Source organism: Nocardia blacklockiae, from assembly GCF_015477355.1.
GTDB lineage: Bacteria > Actinomycetota > Actinomycetes > Mycobacteriales > Mycobacteriaceae > Nocardia > Nocardia blacklockiae.
On record NZ_JADLRJ010000007.1, the window covers coordinates 17,406 to 34,100 of the forward strand.

Consider the following 16,695-nt stretch of genomic DNA (forward strand, 5'->3'; position numbering starts at 1 on the left):
AGAACTGACATGAAGGTCGAAGCACGCATCTTCGAGCTGCTCACGGTGTTCTTCATCATCGTGGCGATCGTCTACGCCTTCTTCACCGCGCAGTCGCGCACCGGCGTCGAATGGGCCGGCACCACCGCGATCGTGCTCACCGCGGGCCTGACGCTGATCGTCGGCACCTACTTCCGCTTCGTGGCGCGCCGGCTGGACCTGCGCCCCGAGGACTACGAGGACGCCGAGATCGTCGACGGCGCCGGCGACCTGGGCTTCTTCTCGCCCGGCAGCTTCTGGCCCATCCTGATCGCCGCGGCCGCCTCGGTGACCGCGATCGGATTCGCGTTCTTCCAGTTCTGGCTGATCGGCATCGGGGTGGTCTGCATCCTGATCGCCGTGGGCGGGCTGGTGTTCGAGTACCACCTCGGCCCCGAGAAGCACTAGCGCACACAGCACAGCGCCCCGGTCGGGAATCCGACCGGGGCGCTGTGCTGTGCGGCCTACCGGATCATTCGGTGTCGTAGCGGCGGGCGCGTTCGGTGGCGCAGATGTCCTCGATCGCGGCGTCGATCTCGCGTAGCAACTCGGGTGTGCCCGACTTGCCGGTGTAGGTGCCGGTGGGGCGCACCCGGCAGGTGAAGGTGATGAAACCGTGGTCCTCGCCGGACAATTCGTGCAGGTAGGGGGACCGCACGCCGTAGGTCATGGCGGAGATGACGGTGAAGCAGCCGCTGCGCTCGCGGTACTCGGTGAACAGGTCGTGCAGGCGGTGGAACACCGCGGTGTAGGTGGACAGCGGCGCGAAGACCGCCACCCGGTAGGCCGGGCCGCGTTCGGCGGAGGTGATCACCGTGTCGGCCAGGTACTCGGCGTCGCGCAGCGTCAGCACCTTCGGGGCGAACATCAGCGCGCCGGCGGCGGCGTTGCGCACCGGCATGCCGGCCGGACCGCGCGCGGCGGAGGCGATGGCGCCCAGCGACTTCCGGGCGCGGGCGCCCAGTTCGCGGCGGGCCCGCAGGGACGGGGTCGCGGTGGTGGGGTGCAGGCTGGACCACTGCCCGAAGCGCACCGTGCCCAACTGCACATGCCCGGTGCCGACCGGACGCGACACCCGCAGCGGCGAGGTGTCGACCCAGCGGCCGACCTGGAGCATGGCGTCGCCGGGGCGGCGGATCTCCGCGATCGAGTGTTCGACGAAGGTGTCGAAGTCGAGGAAGCGGTGCGGGTCCGACGCCAGCCAGGTGTGGTCCTTGTCGACCTCCACGGCCTCCAGGGTGAGTGCGGTGATGATGCCGGTGCGGCCGGCGCCGCCGAGGATGCGGCGGAACCGGTCGGCGTGGTGGGCGCGCCCGCAGGTGCCGAATCTGCCCTCGGGATCGACGTATTCGAGGCCGACGACGTTGTCGCTGAACATGCCGTAGCGGTGCGAGGCGGCGCTGAGCCCGCCCACGGCCGCGAAGCCGCCGGCGGTGATCTCGCGATGGTCGCCCACGATGGGCAGGCCCAATCCGTGCGCGGCCAGCGTGCGGTCGATGTCGGACAGCCGGGCGCCCGCCTGCACCCGGACCAGCCGCGCGTCGGCGTCGACGGCCTGCACGCGATTCATCCGGCGCAGCGACAGCACGACGCGGCGGTCGGGCGGGGCCGGTTCGTCCTCGTGCTCGCCGCCGTGTTCGGGGCGTTCGCCGCCGCGGACGGTCAACGGCTGCGGCCGGGAGTCGCGCACCGTGCGCACGACGTCCGCGGTGTCGCGGGGCAGGTACTCTTCCGGCAGGTCGGCCAGGGGGGTGCTCATGCCGCGGCCTCGCAGGTGCTGGGGTGCGGCATGCGCACGGGCGCATGGTGTTTCAGGTCTCGCTCGCTGCGCACGCTCATGGCCCCACAGCTAACCACAACCGCGGCCGTTCGTCTGCCCCGAGTCCGCCCCGTGGACGGGGGCTCGGGCGCGTCGCGGGCGGGTCGCCCAGGAGGGATTCGGCCCTGCGCAGCGCGGCGGAGCTGGGACGGTTCCGGGGGTGGGGAGTGGGGTAGAGATGACAGGGACGTGGTGTCGTGCGTGCGGCCCGTGGCGGGGTGAGACCGAATCGTGTGGGCGGTCGCGCTGCCGGGGCGAGACAGGCGGCGGGCCGTGTGAACGGCATGTCGCGGGCAGAGACCGGAAGGCGGCGAGGTCGGTATGAGTTCGGTTCTGGTGGCCGGGGGGAGCGGGGCGCTCGGCAGGCATGTCGTGGAGCGGTTGCGGGTGCGAGGGCACGAGGTGCGGGTGTTGTCGCGGCGGGAGGGGGTGGGGACGCACGTCGGGGATCTCGCTACGGGGGAGGGGGTGCGGGCGGCCGCGGAAGGGGCCGAGTTGATCGTGCATGCCGCTTCCGACTTCCGGAAGTTCGGCGCACCGGATCTCGCGCAGACCCGCAACCTGCTCGCGGTGGCCGGTGGCGCGCGGCATCTGCTGTATGTGTCGATCGTCGGGATCGACCGGATTCCGTTCCGGTACTACCGCAACAAGCTCGCCTGCGAGGAGCTCGTTGCGGGAAGCACTGTGCCGCACACGATCCTGCGGGCCACCCAGTTCCACGACCTCGTCGCCGCGGTGCTGGGCGTGGTGCAGCGCCTGCCAGTGGCGCCGCTGCCACTGGATTTCCGGTTCCAGCCGGTGGCTACCGAGGACGTGGCCGTGCGGGTGGCCGACCTGGTCGAAGGCGAACCGCTCGGCCGCGCACCGGATTTCGGCGGGCCGGAGGTGCTGACGCTCGCGCAGCTGGCGGAGGTGTGGCGGGCGCGGCGCGGAGGCCCGCGGCGCACCGTGCGTATTCCCTTGCCGGGCAAGGTCGCTCACGGATTCCGCGCCGGGTACAACACCTGCCCCGACCACGCCGACGGCTCGCAGACGTGGGCCGACTACGTCGCCGGCGATCCGGGCGGAACCTACCGCCTACGGGGGTGACCGCCCCCTCCCGCCAGGCATACAGGTGACTGACGCTCTGGTGGAGTGCTTCGGCGGTGAAGCATGTCGGTTCGTTGATGCCTCGGCGATGAGGCATGTCGTGGTCGGGTGCTGCGGCGGTGGAGCACCTCGGGTGGTGGCGGGTTTCGTGAGGCGGTGGTGGCTCGGTGGTGGTGCTTCGGCGGCGGTGGCGGAGCGCTTCAGTGCCGGGCGGGGTGCTGGTAGCAGGGCCTAGGGGTCAGTCGATGGTGCCGAACATTTGGGTCGCCATGCGGAGGGAGGCGTCGATGGTGTCGAAACCGCGTGGGAGCATGACGCTTTCGTAGGTTGCGACCGCTTCGGGGAGGGGCTTGTCGCCGCGGGCGGCGGTGAGTAGTTCGGTGGCGAGGGTGGCCGCGTCCTGGAGGGCCGTGTTCGCGCCGACGCCGCCGGTAGGGGGCATGGTGTGGATGGCGTCGCCGAGCAGGGTGACGGGGCCGGAGGGCCACGCCGGGATGCGCTCGCCGGCGCGCAGGGCGATGGGGAAGAACGTGGCGGGCTCGGCGTGGGTGAAGATCTCCCGCAATTCCGGGTGCCACTCGGCGGTGGCGGTGACCGTGAGCTTCCACAGGTCCTCCGGGGGCATGGCGAACAGCTCCTCGTCCGGCACGCCGAACCGCTCCGGGCGGGCCAGCAGGGTGACCATCGTGTAGTCGGTCGCGCCCTCGCAGGGAGAACGGAAGCGCACCGGCGCGAACCCGGCTCCGTACCCGGTGCCGTCGGAGATCCAGTTGAACCCGCGCCGGATGGCCGCCGGATACAACGCCTCGTGCTCGGGCGTCAGCGCCATGCGGCCGTAGACGCAGCGCACTCCCAGATCTCGCACCGTCGCGTGCGGGAGCAGCTGCCGCCGCACCGCGGAGCCGACGCCGTCGGTACCGACGAGCAGGTCGCCCTCGTCGGTGCCGCCCTCGGCGAAATGCGCTCGCACACGGCCGGTCTCGGTGATCTCGTAGCGCGTCAGCGTGTGCCCGAAACGCACCACGCCGTCCAGGTCGGTGAGCAGCCCGCGCCGGAAGACGTTGCGGTCGACATTGGTGATCACGTCGTCGGTGAGGTCCGGGAAGTGCTGGACCATCACCTGTTCCAGCTCGTGGGTGTACATGCCCAGCACGTCGTCGTTGGTACCGCTGGTGCGGCGGACCAGGTCGAAGGTGGGCGCGGGCACGCAGGCGCGCAGCGCGGCATTGCCGTCGGCGTCGATGTGCAGGCGGTAGCCCTGGTTTCGGGTCTGGGGCGTGGGGTCCTTCTCGTAGACGGCGACGTCCAGCCCGCCGCTGTGCAGCGCCTGGGCCAGCGCCAGCCCGCCGATGCCCGCTCCGGCGATGAGAACCCGTGGTGTATCCGGCATTTCGCGATCCTTCGTGCTCCGGCGAGCTCTGCCGCCCGCCGTGTCACACCATCGTCAATCGATACGACAGCTCTGTCAAGTATCTATTTGATTAGTTCATGGAGGAGTTTGATAGTGCCAGGCGGCTGTATGATCCGAACGTGTCTGTGTCGAAACCTCGCAGGTCGCCCAAGCCGCAGGAGCGGCAGCGCGACCCGGAACGCACCCGCGCGCTGATCCTGGACGCGGCGGCGGCGGAGTTCGGCGCGCACGGGTACGCCGGCGCGCGGATCAGTGCCATCGCCGCCCGCGCGGGCGTCAACGTGCAGCTGATCTCCTACTACTTCGACGGCAAAGAGGGCCTGTACCAAGCGGTTTCGCGGCAGTGGCAGGAACGGCGGCGGGAGCTGGTGCCGCCGGGCACGCCGCTGCCCGAGCAGGTCCGCCGCTACGCGCTGGAGGCGGTGCACAATCCCGACGGCGTGCGCCTGCTCGCCTGGAGCGGGTTGCAGTACACCGGGCCCGAGGCCGACCCGGACCACGGCCCGCGCACCCGGATCCTGAGCGAGAGCGTCGACGAACTGCGCGCCTTACAGGAGTCCGGCAGGCTGCCCGCCGAGGTCGACCCGGCCTGCCTGCTGGTCATGCTGATGGCCGCGGCCATGGCGCCCACCACGCTGCCGCAGGTGGTCGAGGGTGTCTGCGGCGCGGATCCGCGCTCGCCGGAATTCCTGGCGCACTTCGCCGATCAGGCGGCGGTGCTGGTCCGGCTGCTCGGGCTCGGCGCCGAGTGAGTGGCTAGGAGAGCGCGGGCACCGCGTCCTCGACGGTGCCCGCCGGTTCCGTGCGCCGTGCCGGGACGCCCGTCGAATACAGGGCCGCGATCGTCGCCCGTTCGCGCCACAGGTGATACAGCGCCAGGGCGAAGATGGTGGTGCCGATGACGTTGGCGAGGAAGTGCCACCAGATCCGGTAGGTGGCGAGCCCCGCGCCCGGATCGAGCAGCCCGAACCAGGTGGACAGGCCGATCGCCTTGGCGCCGAACAGCACCGACACGGTGAGCGCGATGTGCTCGAGGCCGTGGATGCCCTGCATCAGCACGCCCATCCGGCCCCAGCGGCGGGCCTGGCTGCCGGCCGCGTAGTGGGTCAGCAGCGCGACCCCGGCCAGTCCGGCCAGGAAGTGGAAGTTGCCGACGAGATGCAGGATCTCCATGCCCAGGGTGGGCCTGGCGTGATTCACCTGACCGAAGCCGTCGGCCAGGGCGGTGCCCCACGGCGTCATCCACGCGGGGGAGTTGGGGTGGCCGATCCAGTAGCCGACCTGGAGGACGTGTTCCTGGAAGTGGCCCAGCTGCGCGATCACCCCGAGCCCGACCACGCCGAGGCCGACCCGGAACACCCACGGCCGCAACGGCTTCCGAATGCCGACGAACAGCACGCCGACCGCCGCCCACATCACGACCATCCACACGACCATGCCGATCGCCCCGGCGATCGCCCATCCGCTCGCTTCGGCAGTGTGCTGCATGGTTACCCACCCTTCGACTGCTCCGCCCGGGCGTTGCGTGACGAAGTCCGAACGTTTGCCGCCCGAAGTTACCCGCGGGTCCGACCGGTTCGTTCCGGTTCCGGGAGCCGTTGACAAATCTCACAATTCGCCCGAAATGCAACGCAGCGACCCCTTTGTGTGCTGCGCCGTTCCCTGCGTGGGATGGTTCGGTGGGCGAAGGGTGTGGGATCGGTGACAAGCTCCTGCAAGGATCGGGGCATGAGTGTCACCGGGGACGATGTCCGCGCCTTCGCCTTGTCGCTGCCGCAGACGTCGGAGCAGTTCGCTTGGGGGATGCCGATTTTCCGGGTCGCGGGGAAGCTGTATCTCACGCTGCCGGAGAACGAGACGTCGATGGCGGTGCGGTGCCCGATCGTCGACCGCGACGAGCTGGTCGTGGCCGAGCCCGCCAAGTTCTGGATCGCCGCGCACGAGGCCGGCAACGCCTGGGTCCGGGTGCGCCTGGCCGCTCTCGACGATCGCGAGGAGATGACGGCCATCGTCACCGACTCGTGGCGGCAGGCCGCGCCGCGCACTCTGGTCGAGGAGACCGGCTGAGGTCCGCGGCACGGCTGTCAACCGTATTTCCAGCGCGTTTCCTGGAGTTACTCCACGTCGACCCGATCGGGAAATCGTCGTAGCGTCGATGTCGTGACTGTTCCGGAACACCTGCCCACCACTGCGGGCGCCCTGCGCGCGGCGGGGTACCTGCCGCGCGGTGTCAAGACCGAGATCCGCGAAAACCTGCTGGCACTGCTGGGTTCGGGCGGCGATCCGTGGCCGGGCATCGTCGGCTTCGACCGGACCGTGCTCCCGCAGCTGGAGCGCGCGCTGCTGGCCGGGCACGACGTCGTGCTGCTCGGCGAGCGCGGCCAGGGCAAGACCCGGTTGCTGCGCACCCTCGCCGGCCTGCTCGACGAGTGGACGCCGGTGATCGCCGGAGCCGAGCTGGGCGAACACCCACTGGATCCGATCAGCCCGGCCGGGCGCCGGCTGGCCGCCGAACTCGGCGACGACCTGCCGGTGGCGTGGCGGCACCGCTCCGAGCGCTACGCCGAGAAGCTCGCGACTCCCGACACCTCCGTGGGCGATCTGATCGGCGACGTCGACCCGGTGAAGGTCGCCGAGGGCCGTAGCCTCGGCGACCCGGAGACCATCCACTTCGGCCTGGTGCCGCGTGCCCACCGCGGCATCGTCGCCATCAACGAGCTGCCCGACCTGGCCGAGCGCATCCAGGTCGCGCTGCTGAACGTGATGGAGGAGCGCGACATCCAGGTGCGCGGCTACACGCTGCGGCTGCCGCTGGACGTGCTGCTCGTGGCCACCGCCAACCCCGAGGACTACACCAACCGCGGCCGCATCATCACCCCGCTCAAGGACCGGTTCGGCGCGGAGATCCGCACCCACTACCCGCTGAGCATCGAGGCCGAGGTGGACCTGGTGCGCCAGGAAGCCGAGCTGGTGGCCGAGGTGGGCGACCCGCTGATCGAGGTGCTGGCGCGGTTCGTGCGGCAGCTGCGCGAGTCCGCGGCCATCGACCAGCGCTCCGGGGTGTCGGCGCGGTTCGCGGTCGCCGCCGCCGAGACGGTCGCCGCCGCGGCGCTGCGCCGCTCCGCGATCACCGGCGAGCAGCCCGCCGTCGCCCGGCCGGTCGATCTCGAGTCGGTACCCGCGGTGCTGCGCGGCAAGCTCGAGTTCGAATCCGGGGAGGAGGGGCGCGAGCAGGAGCACCTGACTCACCTGCTGCGGCGCTCGTTCGCCGAGACCGCGCGCGAACGCCTGGGCGGGCTGAACCTGCGGCCGCTGGCGGAGGCGGTCGGCGACGGCCACCTGGTCACCACCGGCGAGCGGGTGCCCGGTCAGGAGGTGCTCTCGGCGCTGCCCGAACTGCCGGTGCTGCACGAGGTGGCCGGGCGTCTCGGCGTCGGTGCCGAAGAGTCGCCGACCCGCATCGCCGCCGCCGTCGAATTCGCTTTGGAGTCTTTGTATCTGGCCCGCCAGATCGCCAAGGACTCCGACGAGGGCACGACCGTGTACGGCCGGTGACCGGCACACCCGATTTCGCTCCGGCTGGTGAGGCGTCATGACACTTCCCGATCGCTACTCCTACGGGCCCTACCACGAGGGACCCGATCCGCTGGCGCCGCCGCTCGACCTGCGCGAGGCACTGGACCAGATCGGCCGCGACGTGATGGAGGGCGGCTCGCCGCGCTCCGCGCTGGAGGAACTGCTGCGCCGCGGCACGCGCGGCGGCAGCGGCCTCGACGAGCTGACCCGCCGGCTGTGGCAGCGCCGCGCGGAGATCTCCCGGCGGCACCGGCTCGACGGCTCGCTGCAGCAGATCCGGCAGCTGCTCGACGAGGCCGTCGAGGCCGAACGCCGCGCGCTGTTCCCGGACCCGTCCGACGACGCCCGGTTCGCCGAGGCGCGGCTGGACGCGCTGCCGTCGAACACGGCCGCCGCGGTCGGCGAACTGGCCGAGTACTCCTGGCGTTCGGAGACGGGCCGGGAGAACTACGCGAAGATCCGCGATCTGCTTGGCCGCGACCTGCTCGAATCACGGTTCCAGGGCATGAAGCAGGCGCTGGCGAACACCACGCCCGCCGACGTCGAACGGGTCCGGCAGATGATGTCGGATCTCAACGACCTGCTCGCGGCGCACGCGCGGGGCGAGGACACCGAGCGGCAGTTCGCCGACTTCATGGCGCGTCACGGTGAGTTCTTCCCCGAGAACCCGCGCAATACGGACGAATTGATCGATGCGCTCGCGGCTCGTGCCGCCGCCGCGCAGCGCATGATGAACTCGATGTCGGCCGAGCAGCGGGCCGAGCTGTCGGAGCTGGTCGGGCAGGCGTTCGGCGACCCGCGCATCGCCGAACAGGTGGCCGCGCTGGACGCCAATCTGCGGTCGCTGCGCCCGGGTGAGGACTGGGAGTCGGCGCAGCGGTTCCGCGGCGAGGACCCGCTCGGTCTCGGCGAGGGCGCGCAGGCCTTGCAGGACCTGGCCGAATTGGACGCTCTCGCGGAACAACTCGGGCAGTCGTATCCGGGCGCGCGGCTCGAGGACATCGACCTCGACGCGCTGGAACGCCACCTCGGCGAGGACGCGCGGGTGGACGCCGCCCGGCTGGCCGAGCTGGAACGCGAGCTGCGTCGGCAGGGGTTGTTCGAGCGCACGCCCGACGGCTCGCTGCGGCTGACGCCCCGGGCGCTGCGGCGTCTCGGCGAGACCGCGCTGCGAGATGTGGTGGGGCAGTTGCGTTCCCGGCGCGGCGAGCGGGACACGGCGCGGGCCGGCGCGGCGGGCGAGCCGACCGGTTCGGCGCGGGCCTGGCGGTTCGGCGACACCGAGCCGTGGGACGTGCCGCGGACCGTGCGCAACGCCGTGCTGCGGTCGGCCTCGGCGGGCAGTCGCGCGGTACGCCTGGACGTGTCCGATGTCGAGATCATGGAGACCGAGCAGCGCGCCCGCGCCGCGGTGGCGCTGTGCGTCGACACCTCCTGGTCGATGGTGCAGGACGGTCGCTGGGTGCCGATGAAGCGCACCGCGCTCGCGCTGCACCACCTGATCGGCTCCCGATTCCGTTCCGACGCACTGGATCTGATCACCTTCGGCCGCTACGCCGGCACCGTCGACATCGGCGAATTGACCGGGCTGGAACCGGTGTGGGAGCAGGGCACCAACCTGCACCACGCCCTGCTGCTGGCCGCGCGGCACCTGCGCCGCCACCCCGATGCCGTGCCGGTCGTGCTGGTGGTCACCGACGGTGAGCCCACCGCGCATCTGGAGCCGGACGGGGAGGCCTACTTCGACTGGCCGCCGCAACCGCGCACGCTCGCCGTGACGATGGCGCAGGTGGACGCGCTCGCCAAACTCGGCGCGTCGGTCACGGTGTTCATGCTCGGCGAGGATCCGCGGCTGGCGGCGTTCGTCGATCTGGTCGCCCGGCGCAGCGGCGGGCGCGTGGTGGCGCCCGATCTCGACGGGCTCGGCGCGGCGGTCGTGAGCGACTACCTGCGGGGGAGGCGCGGATAACCGGCGAATCCTTGCTCCGCTATTGAACGTGCCGTTATTTAACGGTACATTAATTGGGGTAAGGGATGGTCGCCTGCGGCGACCGCCGAGGTGGCCGGCCATCCGTTGACAACGATCGCAGGTTAGGAAGTTCCGATGTCTCGGACTCACACACCCGTAGGCGCCCGTCGGCGGCTGTTCCGGGTCGTCGCCGCGGTGACCGTGGCGGCGGCGCCGCTCGCCGTCGCGGCTCCCGCATTCGCCGCGCCCGCGCCGGGCGTCCCGCTCGTGGCCGAGCCGGCCGCCCCGGCCGCCGAACAGCCCGCGCAGGCCGCGGACGGTGCGGCGCAGGACATCCACGGCCGTTGGGGTCACGGTGGCTGGGGCCGCGGTGGCTGGGGTCATGGTGGCTGGGGTCACGGTGGCTGGGGCCACCGTGGCTGGCACGGCGGCTACAACCCGGGTTGGTACAGCCCCGGCTGGTACGGCCACGGACCGTCGAGCGGCAGCGCCTTCTGAGCCCACGGCACCGTCCGTGAGGGGCGCGGGCCGCGTCGAAGCGCGGCCCGCGCAAGGACTTTCCCTCCACGCGGGAATGGAACGCGCGGCGCACGCGGTTGGCACGACCGACCGCACCGGTGGAGGAGTACGCGCATGAAGATCCGTTTCGGCGTCGGCACGAGTTCGGGCGCCGGGCCCGCGGAGTTCGCGGCGCTCGTGGATTCGCTCGAGGCCGCCGGTGTCGACTCGCTGTGGCTGTCGGAGTTGGTGTCGGCCGATTCCGTCGAGCCCTTCGTCGGTATGGCGTTCGCGCTGTCGCGGACCACGCGGCTGAAGGTCGGCACCTCGGTGGCGATCCTGCCCGGCCGCCATCCCGTGCTGGTGGCCAAGCAACTGGCCTCGCTGGCCGGGCTGGCGCCCAAGCGGGTGCTGCCGGTGTTCGGCCTGCAACCCGCGCGCCCGGGCGAACGCGACCTGTTCCCGGTGCCGCCCGGCCGGCGCGGCGCGATGTTCGACGAATCGCTGCGGCTGCTGCGGGCGGCGCTCGACTACGACGAGGTCGACTTCGACGGCGAGTTCTTCACGGTCGGCGGCATCGGTATCGGTGCGCGGCCACCACGTCCGCTCGACATCTGGCTCGGCGGATCCGCGCCCGCGGCGTACCGCCGGATCGGGCGATACGCCGACGGCTGGCTCGGCAGCTTCCTGACGCCCGCCGAAGCGGCGCAGGGCCGCAAGGCCATTGAGGCCGCGGCCGCCGAAGCAGGTCGCGAGATCGAGGCCGACCATTTCGGCACCAGCGTCGTACTGGCCGAGGACGGCATCCCCGACGACCTGGCGGCCGCGATCGTGCGCCGCCGCCCCGGCGTGGACCCCGCGGATCTGATCGCGGGCAGCTGGCCGGACCTACACCGCCTGATCGACGGCTATCTCGAGGCCGGTCTGACCAAGTTCGTCGTCGGCTCGGTGAGCGGGCGTCCGGCCGAGGAGTTCGTCGGCCGTTTCGTCGAGGAACTGCTGCCGCGGCAGAACTGAGTGCGCGGGAACAGCGACCCGTCCGAGCCGGTTGCCCCGAACAGGGGGCCGACGAAGAACGGGAGTGCTGCATGCTGGCAATCGGATTCGACACACCGGGCGGGCCGGAAGTGCTGCGGGAGTTGCGGGTCGCCGCACCGCACGCCGGGCCCGGCGAGGTCCGGATCGCGGTCGAGGCCGCGACGGTGAACCCCTCCGATCTCGTCACCCGCTCGGGGCAGGCGCACGACCGCTATCGCGACGTCGCGCCGCCGTATGTGCCGGGCTGGGAGGCGGCCGGAGTGATCGACGAGGCCGGTCCGGGCAGCGAGTGGCGGATCGGCGACCGCGTCTTCGCGATCACCAAGCCGGTGCTGGAGGGCGGCGGCGCCTACGTGAAACACCTTGTGGTGCCGGACGATTCGGTGGCCCGAATTCCCGAGGGCAGCGACGCCGTCGCGGCCGCGACACTGCCGATGAACGGGCTCACCGCGCGGCTCGCACTGGCCGCCCTCGGTCCGGAGCCCGGCCGGACGGTCGCGGTGACCGGTGCGGTCGGTGCGGTCGGCGGCTACGTCGTGGAAATGGCGAAACACGCGGGGCTGCGGGTGATCGCCGACGCCGCGCCGGCGGATCGCGCGGCGGTCGCCGGGTTCGGCGCGGACGTGGTGGTGCCGCGCGGCGCCGAAGTCGCCCGGCACATTCGCGAGCACGTTCCCGGCGGTGTGGACGCCGTGGTGGACACCGCGCTACAGGGCGCGCCGGTGCTGGCGGCCGTGCGGGACGGCGGAGCATATGTGGCGCTGCGGCCGCCGGCGCTGACCGGCGGAGTCGAGTCCGAGCGCGGCATCGCGGTGCACTACGTCATGGTGACCGACCACGTGCGCGACGCGGCCGGGCTGCGCGAGCTGAGTGAGCTCGCGGCACAGGGCGTGCTGACGCTGCGGGTGGCGCGCACCTTCCCGGCCGCGCAGGCCGCCGACGCGCATCGCCTGCTCGAGGCGGGCGGGGTGCGGGGCCGGATCGTGCTGCGGTTCTGACTTTTTCGAGGCCGACATCGATGGACGGAAGCGGCTCATGGTGCATCCGTCCATCGATGTCGGTTGTATCCGAGACAGTGCCCGGCAGGCCGCGAGGCAACCACCGGACACCATCAGGTATTCGGACCCGCTCGCGAATCGGCTTGGTCGGTGTGCCGGTATGGCTCGTGTCACCTGATGCGGTCGGTGCGGGCGGCTGAGCTGGATGCGTACCTCGAGGTGGGTATCCGGAGGAAATTGTGCGTACTTGCCGGGTCGCGGGGGCCGGGACAGCCTGGTGGCAGCGCGCTGCAATGTCCCGGATCTCGAAGGAGCTGACAAACGATGACGACAACCTCGCCGACCTCGGTGACGGTGCTGGGGCTGGGCGCGATGGGGGCTGCGCTGGCCGCGGCGTTCCGCGCGGCCGGGCATTCGACCACGGTGTGGAATCGCAGTCCCGGCAAGGACATCGAGCTCGTCGCGGCCGGTGCGACACGCGCCGATTCGGTGCGCGCGGCGGTGGAGTCGAGCGACCTGGTCGTGGCGGTGCTGCTCGATCACGCCTCGGTGCACGAAACCCTCGACCCGGTCGCCGACGCGCTCGCCGGACGGGCGCTGGTCAACCTCACCAGCACCGCGCCCGAGGAGGCCCGGGAACTGGCGCGCTGGGCGGCCGGGCACGGCATCGACTTCCTCGACGGCGGCATCATGGCCGTTCCCGCGATGATCGGCCGACCCGGCTCGTCGATCCTCTACAGCGGCTCCCGCGAGGTGTTCGACACCCACCGGCCCGCCCTCGAACTGCTCGGCGCCGCAGAGTATTTCGGCGACGACGCGGGCACCGCCGCGCTCTACGATTTCGCGCTGCTGGCCGGCATGTACATCATGTTCGCCGGCTTCCAGCACGGCGCCGCCATGGTGCGTTCGGCCGGCGGCTCCGCCGAGGACTTCGGCACGCGCGCCGCGGCCTGGCTCACCGCCATCATGGCCTCGCTCCCGGCCCAGGGCCACGTGATCGACAGCGGCGACTACACCCACCCGGTCCAGGACCTGCGCTTCACTAAAACGGCCCTCGACGCCATCGTGCGCGCGAGCCGCGACGCCGGGGTCGCCCTCGACGTCCTTCGCCCGGTGCAGGCGCTCGTCGATCGCCAGATCGCCGACGGGCACGGGGCGGAGGCCACCGAGCGCATGTACGAGGGGCTGCCCGCACCCCGTGCCGCCTCCTGAAGCAGGGGATGCGACGAATACCGGATTCGCTTGGCTTATCGGACAATAGAGTCCAACCGCGCATCGCGGACAATGGCGTGCGCGGTGGCGCACTCCGGTCCGCGTCCAATGCCAGCGAAAGGCCGCCAGCCATGCTAATTTCCCCTCGCATCGCCGCTGCGGGAACGAGGTGTACCCGTTCGCGCGACACGCTTACGACGAGCGGTGAAGGGGACGGCGGTCGATGAGAATTCAGCCCCGGCGGCAGATTCTGGCGGTCTGGCATTCGTTGCTGTCCTCCTGTTATGTCGACGGCGAATGGATCTGGGGCGGCCGCGACGGTTCCAACTCCATCAGCGACGCCGAACAACTGCTGTGCCTGCTCTATCCGGCCACCGAGATCTCGAGCTTCGCCCTGGACAACCCCGACGAGCTGTCCGACGACGTCGCCGCGGTGCTGGCGCCGTTCGGCCGCGGCGCCAAGATCGGATCGAAACTGGTCGAGGTGCTGGAGGACTACTGGGCGCGCTACACCGGTCCGGACGGTGAGCCGATCTTCTCCGCCGGCACCTACCTGCGAGCCACCGCCGCGGGGCGGGAACCGACCCGGCGCCAGCGCGAACTGGACGTGGTGGATTCCTATTCGATGTCGCTGACGCTGTGCCTGGCCGCCCTGAAGTTCCTGCGGGCGTTCCGGCGCTGGGTCAAGACCCGTCCCACGCCCGGCACCACGCTGGAAACCCGCATGGCGGAGCTGGAGGAGAAGGTCGCCGCCCGGCTGACGGCGGCGATGACCGGTCTGGTGCGCAGTTTCGTGGTGTTCACCGTGGACCCGCTGGACCCCACCGAACCCGCCGGCCGCAACATGCTGCGGATGTTCAACCAGACCGGCGCCTCCGACGAGGCAGTGGTCGCCACGGTCAACCGGCGGCTCGACCGGCTGCGGGTGCGGCTGCGCCGGGACGTCACCCTCAGCCAGACACCCGATATCGATCTCGAGGACGAGACCCTGCTGTTCGAGTGCGGGTGGAGCTGGGGCGTGGCCAAGCAGGCGGCGCCCATCGAGTTCGTCGACGCGGCCATCGCCGACCAGCCGGGCTACGCGGTGGCGCGGCCCTATCTGTACTTCACCGTGGTCGCGCTCGACGGCATCAACGACCTCACCTCGCCGCGCACCCGCGAATTGGATCTGCTCGACGCCGACCAGCGGCGGCTCGCCGAGGCGCTGCAGCTGCGCTGGGATCTGGCGCAGCGGTACTGGTCGGCCATGGCGCGCTACGGCGAGGGCCGCTGGCCGCTCGAGGACATCCCGTGGCGGACCTCGGACGGCGAGGAATCGGACTACTTCAGTCTCTCGGTGTCGGCCGTGCTGATCCAGGACCTGATCAACCGCGAAGCCAGCGACGACGACCTCACCAGGGCCACACCGGTTTTCGACGAGTTGGCGCGGCGCGGCCGGATCATCCGCCGCCTGACCGTCGACGACAGCGCGCGCGAACTGCACGTGCCGGGCGTGCGGCTCTCGCTGCTGGGCACCGAGGACGTCGACGACGGCGGGCGGCTGGAGTGGACGGTGTCGGACTACGCACCGGTGCTGCTGAAGCGCACGCTGCAGGCGGCCCGGCTCTCCGGCACGCTCACCACCCGCGACCGGCTGCTCGAACTCGCGCAGTCGACGATGGACCACCTCGAGCGCCGCGCCTTCAAGAAAGGGCAGGCCGAGGGCCTGTGGGACAACGCGGAAGAGGTCTTTCGGATCGAGCCGCCCAACGACGGCCGGTATCGGCCGTCGTTCGCCGACACGGCCGCGGCGGAGAACGAGGGTGCGGACCCCCGGCCGTCCTGGTACCTGACCGAGCGGGTGATCGAATGCCTGGTCGCCGCCGACCTCACCTTCCGTGAGCCGCCGTTGCGGTCCACCACGTCCGCGGTGCGCGCGCTGGAACTGCTCAACGAGGCCGAACATCTGCTCAATCAGAAACTGTTGCAGCTCAGCGAGCTCGACATGACGAAGAACCGCCTGGCGCTGGAGACCGTGCACCAACAATTGGAACGCGCGCGCAGCGTTTTCGACGAACGCCCCGGCACCGCGCACAGTCTGTGCGCGGAGGCGCTGCGGGAACTGGACGGATTGGTATTCGCCGACGAGGACGCGCAGAGGAGCGTGTAGCGGATGCTCGTATTCTCGACCTCGGACAAGGGCGGTACCGGCCGCTCGGTGACCAGTTGCAATGTCGCGTACCGGCTGAGCATCAACGGCCGCAACGTGGCGTACCTGGATTTCGATTTCGGGTCACCGACGTCCGGCGCGCTGTTCGAGGTCAATCGGATGGAGCGCGGCACACCCGACAACGACGGCCTGCACGGCTATCTGCTCGGCTCCGGCGCGGCGCCCACCGCGCGCAACGTGCGATCGGAAACGGGCCGCGCGGAATTGCGCGAGCCGCGCCACCCGTACAAGCTGATGCTGTACCCCGGCGATCGCGGCGGCGCCGAATTCCTCACCGCCACCGACACGACCGTGAAACGATGTGTCGAACTGCTGGTGGCGTGCGAGCAGGAATTCGATGTGACGATCGTGGATCTCAGCGCCGGTCGCTCCGTGGCTCTGGAGATGGTGCTGCGCGCCACCCAGAAGGCGCAGCTGCGCAACGCGGTCACCCGCTGGCTGGTCTTCCACCGCTGGACGCGCCAGCACATCCTGGCGACGAACGGCCTGGTCCACGGCGAGCACGGCCTGCTACACGTCGGCGAGCAATGCGGCCACGACCCGAAGACGCTCTCGGCCGCGATTCGGTACGTACGCACCGCGGTGCCCTCGCCGAACGACCACGCGTCGGCCGACAGCGGACCGCAGGCGGCCTGGCTGCGCGCGCAGGACGACGCGCTGCGGAAATTGGCGACCGCCAATCGGCTCGGGCTCAGCGCGGTGCTCGGCTCGACGCCGATGGAACCGATGCTGCAATGGCGCGAGCAGGTCGTCCTCGACGCGGACGTCTCCGCGAAGATCGCGAACGAGAAGACGGTGGTCGCTTTTCAGGAGCTGGCCGCCGGCCTGACCGACGAAGCGGTCTGGGAAGGGGTCTGA

Annotated in this window: 15 protein-coding genes; 12 read left to right on the forward strand and 3 right to left on the reverse strand. The window is 71.0% G+C overall.

The window, feature by feature from the left end:
• Positions 1 to 9: 9 nt before the first annotated feature.
• Positions 10 to 426, forward strand: a complete 417-nt coding sequence (locus tag IU476_RS21480) for a cytochrome c oxidase subunit 4 (protein WP_195102776.1) — start codon at positions 10 to 12, stop codon at positions 424 to 426.
• 64 nt (positions 427 to 490) lie between these two features.
• Here the strand turns inward: IU476_RS21480 and IU476_RS21485 are convergent, their stop codons facing one another.
• Positions 491 to 1,777 carry an FAD-binding oxidoreductase gene (locus tag IU476_RS21485; RefSeq protein ID WP_195102777.1) on the reverse strand — a complete coding sequence of 429 codons (1,287 nt, stop codon included), beginning with the start codon at positions 1,775 to 1,777 and terminating at the stop codon, positions 491 to 493.
• Positions 1,778 to 2,158: 381 nt separating this feature from the next.
• Between IU476_RS21485 and IU476_RS21490 the strand changes: the two genes are divergently transcribed.
• Positions 2,159 to 2,926 (forward strand): SDR family oxidoreductase, encoded by a 768-nt coding sequence (locus tag IU476_RS21490; protein WP_195102778.1) that lies wholly within the window; start codon positions 2,159 to 2,161, stop codon positions 2,924 to 2,926.
• A gap of 238 nt (positions 2,927 to 3,164) precedes the next feature.
• Here the strand turns inward: IU476_RS21490 and IU476_RS21495 are convergent, their stop codons facing one another.
• On the reverse strand, positions 3,165 to 4,316 hold the full coding sequence (locus tag IU476_RS21495) for an FAD-dependent oxidoreductase (RefSeq protein WP_195102780.1): 1,152 nt from the start codon (positions 4,314 to 4,316) through the stop codon (positions 3,165 to 3,167).
• 140 nt (positions 4,317 to 4,456) lie between these two features.
• On the opposite strand from IU476_RS21495, the gene IU476_RS21500 reads away from it, so the two are divergent.
• A complete protein-coding gene (locus IU476_RS21500; RefSeq protein WP_195102782.1) occupies positions 4,457 to 5,089 on the forward strand; it encodes a TetR/AcrR family transcriptional regulator in 633 nt (210 codons plus the stop codon).
• A gap of 4 nt (positions 5,090 to 5,093) precedes the next feature.
• On the opposite strand, the gene IU476_RS21505 is transcribed toward IU476_RS21500, so the two are convergent.
• Entirely contained in the window at positions 5,094 to 5,825 is a 732-nt protein-coding gene (locus IU476_RS21505; protein WP_195102784.1) for a DUF6008 family protein, read from the reverse strand.
• Positions 5,826 to 6,065: 240 nt separating this feature from the next.
• Between IU476_RS21505 and IU476_RS21510 the strand changes: the two genes are divergently transcribed.
• The 9 genes from IU476_RS21510 to IU476_RS21550 all read left to right on the forward strand — a co-directional run bounded on the left by IU476_RS21510 (position 6,066) and on the right by IU476_RS21550 (position 16,695).
• Positions 6,066 to 6,404: an MmcQ/YjbR family DNA-binding protein gene (locus IU476_RS21510; RefSeq protein WP_195102786.1), complete on the forward strand. Its 339-nt coding sequence runs from the start codon at positions 6,066 to 6,068 to the stop codon at positions 6,402 to 6,404.
• A 93-nt stretch (positions 6,405 to 6,497) separates the two neighbouring features.
• Positions 6,498 to 7,892, forward strand: coding sequence for an ATP-binding protein (locus IU476_RS21515; protein ID WP_195102788.1), 1,395 nt, complete (start codon positions 6,498 to 6,500; stop codon positions 7,890 to 7,892).
• A gap of 37 nt (positions 7,893 to 7,929) precedes the next feature.
• Positions 7,930 to 9,882 (forward strand): vWA domain-containing protein, encoded by a 1,953-nt coding sequence (locus IU476_RS21520; RefSeq protein WP_195102790.1) that lies wholly within the window; start codon positions 7,930 to 7,932, stop codon positions 9,880 to 9,882.
• A gap of 135 nt (positions 9,883 to 10,017) precedes the next feature.
• Positions 10,018 to 10,380 (forward strand): hypothetical protein, encoded by a 363-nt coding sequence (locus IU476_RS21525; RefSeq protein WP_195102793.1) that lies wholly within the window; start codon positions 10,018 to 10,020, stop codon positions 10,378 to 10,380.
• A gap of 135 nt (positions 10,381 to 10,515) precedes the next feature.
• The gene (locus IU476_RS21530; protein WP_195102795.1) at positions 10,516 to 11,397 is read left to right on the forward strand and encodes a TIGR03854 family LLM class F420-dependent oxidoreductase; all 882 of its coding nucleotides are present in this window, start codon (positions 10,516 to 10,518) and stop codon (positions 11,395 to 11,397) included.
• Positions 11,398 to 11,468: 71 nt separating this feature from the next.
• A complete protein-coding gene (locus IU476_RS21535) occupies positions 11,469 to 12,416 on the forward strand; it encodes an NADP-dependent oxidoreductase (protein ID WP_195102797.1) in 948 nt (315 codons plus the stop codon).
• 324 nt (positions 12,417 to 12,740) lie between these two features.
• Positions 12,741 to 13,628 carry an NAD(P)-dependent oxidoreductase gene (locus IU476_RS21540; protein WP_195102799.1) on the forward strand — a complete coding sequence of 296 codons (888 nt, stop codon included), beginning with the start codon at positions 12,741 to 12,743 and terminating at the stop codon, positions 13,626 to 13,628.
• A 223-nt stretch (positions 13,629 to 13,851) separates the two neighbouring features.
• Entirely contained in the window at positions 13,852 to 15,777 is a 1,926-nt protein-coding gene (locus IU476_RS21545) for an SCO2524 family protein (RefSeq protein WP_195102801.1), read from the forward strand.
• Between the two features lie 3 nt (positions 15,778 to 15,780).
• Positions 15,781 to 16,695 carry an SCO2523 family variant P-loop protein gene (locus IU476_RS21550; protein WP_195102803.1) on the forward strand — a complete coding sequence of 305 codons (915 nt, stop codon included), beginning with the start codon at positions 15,781 to 15,783 and terminating at the stop codon, positions 16,693 to 16,695.

What these genes read in the sequence shown, in the direction of transcription:
- IU476_RS21480 (WP_195102776.1), top strand. Translation starts at nt 10, where the DNA reads ATGAAGGTCGAAGCACGCATCTTCGAGCTGCTCACGGTGTTCTTCATC.
- IU476_RS21485 (WP_195102777.1), bottom strand. Translation starts at nt 1,777, where the DNA reads ATGAGCACCCCCCTGGCCGACCTGCCGGAAGAGTACCTGCCCCGCGAC.
- IU476_RS21490 (WP_195102778.1), top strand. Translation starts at nt 2,159, where the DNA reads ATGAGTTCGGTTCTGGTGGCCGGGGGGAGCGGGGCGCTCGGCAGGCAT.
- IU476_RS21495 (WP_195102780.1), bottom strand. Translation starts at nt 4,316, where the DNA reads ATGCCGGATACACCACGGGTTCTCATCGCCGGAGCGGGCATCGGCGGG.
- IU476_RS21505 (WP_195102784.1), bottom strand. Translation starts at nt 5,825, where the DNA reads ATGCAGCACACTGCCGAAGCGAGCGGATGGGCGATCGCCGGGGCGATC.
- IU476_RS21510 (WP_195102786.1), top strand. Translation starts at nt 6,066, where the DNA reads ATGAGTGTCACCGGGGACGATGTCCGCGCCTTCGCCTTGTCGCTGCCG.
- IU476_RS21520 (WP_195102790.1), top strand. Translation starts at nt 7,930, where the DNA reads ATGACACTTCCCGATCGCTACTCCTACGGGCCCTACCACGAGGGACCC.
- IU476_RS21525 (WP_195102793.1), top strand. Translation starts at nt 10,018, where the DNA reads ATGTCTCGGACTCACACACCCGTAGGCGCCCGTCGGCGGCTGTTCCGG.
- IU476_RS21530 (WP_195102795.1), top strand. Translation starts at nt 10,516, where the DNA reads ATGAAGATCCGTTTCGGCGTCGGCACGAGTTCGGGCGCCGGGCCCGCG.
- IU476_RS21535 (WP_195102797.1), top strand. Translation starts at nt 11,469, where the DNA reads ATGCTGGCAATCGGATTCGACACACCGGGCGGGCCGGAAGTGCTGCGG.
- IU476_RS21540 (WP_195102799.1), top strand. Translation starts at nt 12,741, where the DNA reads ATGACGACAACCTCGCCGACCTCGGTGACGGTGCTGGGGCTGGGCGCG.
- IU476_RS21545 (WP_195102801.1), top strand. Translation starts at nt 13,852, where the DNA reads ATGAGAATTCAGCCCCGGCGGCAGATTCTGGCGGTCTGGCATTCGTTG.
- IU476_RS21550 (WP_195102803.1), top strand. Translation starts at nt 15,781, where the DNA reads ATGCTCGTATTCTCGACCTCGGACAAGGGCGGTACCGGCCGCTCGGTG.